We start from the raw sequence: 3,629 nt of genomic DNA, 5'->3' as shown, positions 1-3,629 counted from the left end.
CTATAGCTGTTCTTTTCTACAGAAACATCTGGAGAAGGCGAAGCATACCAGTCTGGAATAATCAGGTTTTGTTTGTTTTTTAATTCGTATTCATAAACTATCGTATAAGGATACTCGGTAACAGCCGGCTTAAAATGCTTTACACGGTCGTCTTCGAAGAGAGAAAAATCACTGATTGCACTTTCATCTGTAAAATTGCTTTGGTTAAATTTACTGATCGGTTTACCCTGAGCGTTATAAACTATACCCTTTATACTTTTTATGCTGTTGTTTTTATTGTAAAAAAGGACTAGTTCCGCACGTGCATCACCATTCTTATTCAATACAGAAATGGCTTGTTTTACCTTGATAGATACATTGTCTGTCGCTCTCATATCTACAACTGTTTCCATGTCACGGATCACCGCGTTTGACCGGTTTTTCAATGCTGAAGGAATATCTTCAGTCTTATAGGTATTTTGTGCAACTGCGGGAAGGGCAACGGGAATCAATAAGAGAAAAAGAAGCCTGCGGAACATATTATTTAGCTTTTTTTAAGATAAGATCTGTTTTTTGTTGCTGGATGATCCTGCTGAAGAATTCTTTCAAAGATAAATATTCCTCAGGCGTATAGATGGCCTTATTGAGCTGGAAGACCTGGCTAAAGTTAATCGTGTCGTTCATAAAGGAAATCTGGCTGAGGTATTTTCCGCCTCCATCCGGAAGGGCGATATTTAGATCTTTTGGCTGGTCATTAAGTGTGTAGCCTGCTGGCAATCTGAGCAATATATTTACACGCTTTTCGTTTGCTGCAGCTAAATCCACCGGATAATTCCTTTCACTTAAATTGAACGGGTTTTTTGTCGTATGGTCTATAAAGAAAGGATTAAAATAAAACTGCTGTGCATTCATACGATCAAAAACCTTCATCTCAATTTCGTAATCTTCAACCAAAGGAAGATCCAGGCTGTCCAGATTGGAAATCTGGTGTTTAAGGATGATGATCTCCGGCATTTGTTCATCCAGTTTTTCTACATACTGATCTATCGAAGAAGCCTTCAGAATTTTATTCCTTTTATTTAATGCACTGTATCCGTTGGAATAGGTGATGAGCTTACCTTTAATTTTTCCATCCTCACCAAGTGCACCGTCAAAGGTATACCTGGAGATGTCTTTTTGACTTGCCTTTAAATCATACCAGTAAGACTCCTTCTTAAGATTAACCACCCGGCCCCTGTCATTAATGCAATGCATTGGAAGCAGGCCAAAAGGGAGCAATGGATCTGAAGCATCCAGAAGATAACTTTGACCATCTATATTCACCTTCGCGACTACGTAGTCGAAATCGCTGATGACCGGATATAGGTTATTGACGATCCCATTTTCTCTGGTGGAAAGCATTACTGCTTCCGCGTCAAGATTAGCTGCAGAAAGCGCAGCTACCAAGGCCAGGTTAATGTCGCCTATATTTCCACTATGCGTGTCAAGTGCTTTTTTAATGGTGTTTTCACTGTACTTACCTCTATAGCCGTTCCATACTATGGATTTCTTTAAGTAAGCATAAATGGCTTTTGCCTTACCAAGATCATCATTAGTATTCTTAAGCATAACCGGAAGAAGATCTTTAAAAACATCTTTCCTTTTCATCTGACCGCCAAAAGACTTATCGCTGGTCAGTTCGTAATCTACATCCTTCCAGGTCTTTGTAATGTTGTTTTTATAGCCATTTAGGTGCTGGACATCAGAAAGTTCAAAATAAATAGCCGATTTGAAATTAGAAGCCGCAGTCATATAGCTTTCCTCTATAAAAGGGGGGATATCCTTCATAATATAGGTCATCCTGGAGCAATCAATGTTTTGTCCCTGAATCCTCAGGCAGTCCTTACTAACATCACCCTTTTGAGAGCTCAATTTAAGATAGCCCCTGATCGATGCATTGAAATTATAAATAGCCGGAATAAAACCAACGAACTCACTGTAGAGTTTTGGTATGGCAGATTGATACTCCCAGGTCACGAAATTGAAAATATTTCTCCTGTTGATCCTGTACGTAAATTCAATAATACTGCCTTCCTTAATATTGGGGAGGGTAAATTTTTTGATTTTCAGATACTTGCTTCTATTGTCTGTAAATACCTGTTTTTTGTCCAGATCCGTTCTTACAAATTGACCATTTATAAAATTAAAGGTGGCAGCAGTCAGATCGGTCATCTCATCTTCTTTATCGTTATTATAGACCCAGAGGGGGATCTCAATATTCGACTGATTAAACCCCTGCTTATTTAGTATTTTAATTTTGACGTGGTATCTATAATCCACATAACTGTGGCCATCATTGTCGTCTATTTGAATAGAAGCGGTACCAAATTCTTTAATTACAATGGCGTTGGCATTGCTGTCTATAGTTGTTTTTTTTAGGTTGAGGTCATCGCCGTTGGGTTTACCGAAATCAAAATCCTGAGCAAAAGCGGCAGGAAGACCAAATACTGTAATGATTAGAAGGACTAAGAAAGGTGTTTTCATTGCTGAGCGTGGAATAAAGCTGCAATTTATAATTTTCTTGAAGATCCACGCTAAATAAAGTAGAAATTACTGAATGATTTTTACGACTTTTGGGAACTACTAAAACTGATCATCAAATGATCATATCTTTAAAATTGCAGTAATAATACCCATGAAATTAAATTTAAAACGCCCGCTTGCTTTTTTTGACCTGGAAACTACAGGTGTAAATGTTGGATCAGACCGTATAGTGGAAATAGCTATATTGAAAGCAATGCCGGATGGTACCGAAGAGATTAAAACATTGAGAGTCAATCCGGAGATGCCCATTCCACTTCAATCTTCCCTTATTCATGGTATATACGATGAACATATTGCCCAGGAACGTACTTTTAAAGAAGTAGCACAGGAGCTGGCCGATTTTATCGGAGATGCAGACCTTGCAGGTTATAACTCTAACCGTTTTGATATTCCTGTATTGCTGGAGGAGTTTCTAAAGGCCGGAATAGATTTTGATATGACAGACAGAAAGTTTGTGGATGTTCAGAACATCTTTCATCAGATGGAGCAGCGTACCCTCCGTGCAGCCTACAAATTCTATTGCGACAAAGATATTGTCAACGCACATTCAGCAGAAGCAGATATTACCGCAACATACCATGTGCTTCTTGCTCAGATAGAGCGTTACAAAGATGCAGATTTTGAAGACAAACAAGGGAACATCAGTAAACCCGTCCAAAATGATGTTGAAGCGCTGCATGTATTCACTAATATGAATAAACCTGTAGATTTTGCAGGAAGAATGGTTTTCAATGAAGAAGGGCAGGAAACGTTCAACTTCGGAAAACACAAAGGCAAAACCGTAGAACAGGTATTTGATATAGAACCGAGTTATTACGCCTGGATGAAACAAGGAGATTTTCCTTTATATACCAAGAAGAAACTTGAAGAAATCTGGACAAGATGGAATAAAAAGAAAGAGCAGAATAAGGCACCCAAGCCACCGGTTGCTCCAAAAACACCGGTTGCACCAAGACCTAATTTTATCAATAGCAACCCCCAGCCAACAACAAAAAAAGATAAGCCGGCAGCTGAGGTGACCAACGATATGTTGGAACAATTAAAAATGAAGTTCGGAAAATAAGGAG

General features: G+C 38.7%; 3 protein-coding genes. 1 reads left to right on the top strand and 2 read right to left on the bottom strand.

All coding sequences use genetic code 11. The features are described 5' to 3' along the window. On the bottom strand, positions 1 to 518 hold a 518-nt coding region (locus VNZ46_RS20380), incomplete at its 3' end, for a DUF3857 domain-containing protein (RefSeq protein WP_325562055.1). Position 519: 1 nt separating this feature from the next. Next, positions 520 to 2,502, bottom strand: coding sequence for a DUF3857 domain-containing protein (locus VNZ46_RS20375; RefSeq protein WP_199075333.1), 1,983 nt, complete (start codon positions 2,500 to 2,502; stop codon positions 520 to 522). Positions 2,503 to 2,653: 151 nt separating this feature from the next. Between VNZ46_RS20375 and VNZ46_RS20370 the strand changes: the two genes are divergently transcribed. After that, positions 2,654 to 3,625: an exonuclease domain-containing protein gene (locus VNZ46_RS20370; RefSeq protein ID WP_325562052.1), complete on the top strand. Its 972-nt coding sequence runs from the start codon at positions 2,654 to 2,656 to the stop codon at positions 3,623 to 3,625. Positions 3,626 to 3,629 lie beyond the last annotated feature (4 nt).

Origin of the sequence: Pedobacter sp. (genome assembly GCF_035566355.1) — a bacterium.
Lineage (GTDB): Bacteria > Bacteroidota > Bacteroidia > Sphingobacteriales > Sphingobacteriaceae > Pedobacter.
Note: the sequence above shows the minus strand (reverse complement) of the source record. Positions and strands in the feature narration are given on the sequence as shown.

Bases quoted from the DNA above. Each gene is read 5' to 3' on its own strand.
- VNZ46_RS20375 (WP_199075333.1), bottom strand. From the start codon at position 2,502: ATGAAAACACCTTTCTTAGTCCTTCTAATCATTACAGTATTTGGTCTT.
- VNZ46_RS20370 (WP_325562052.1), top strand. From the start codon at position 2,654: ATGAAATTAAATTTAAAACGCCCGCTTGCTTTTTTTGACCTGGAAACT.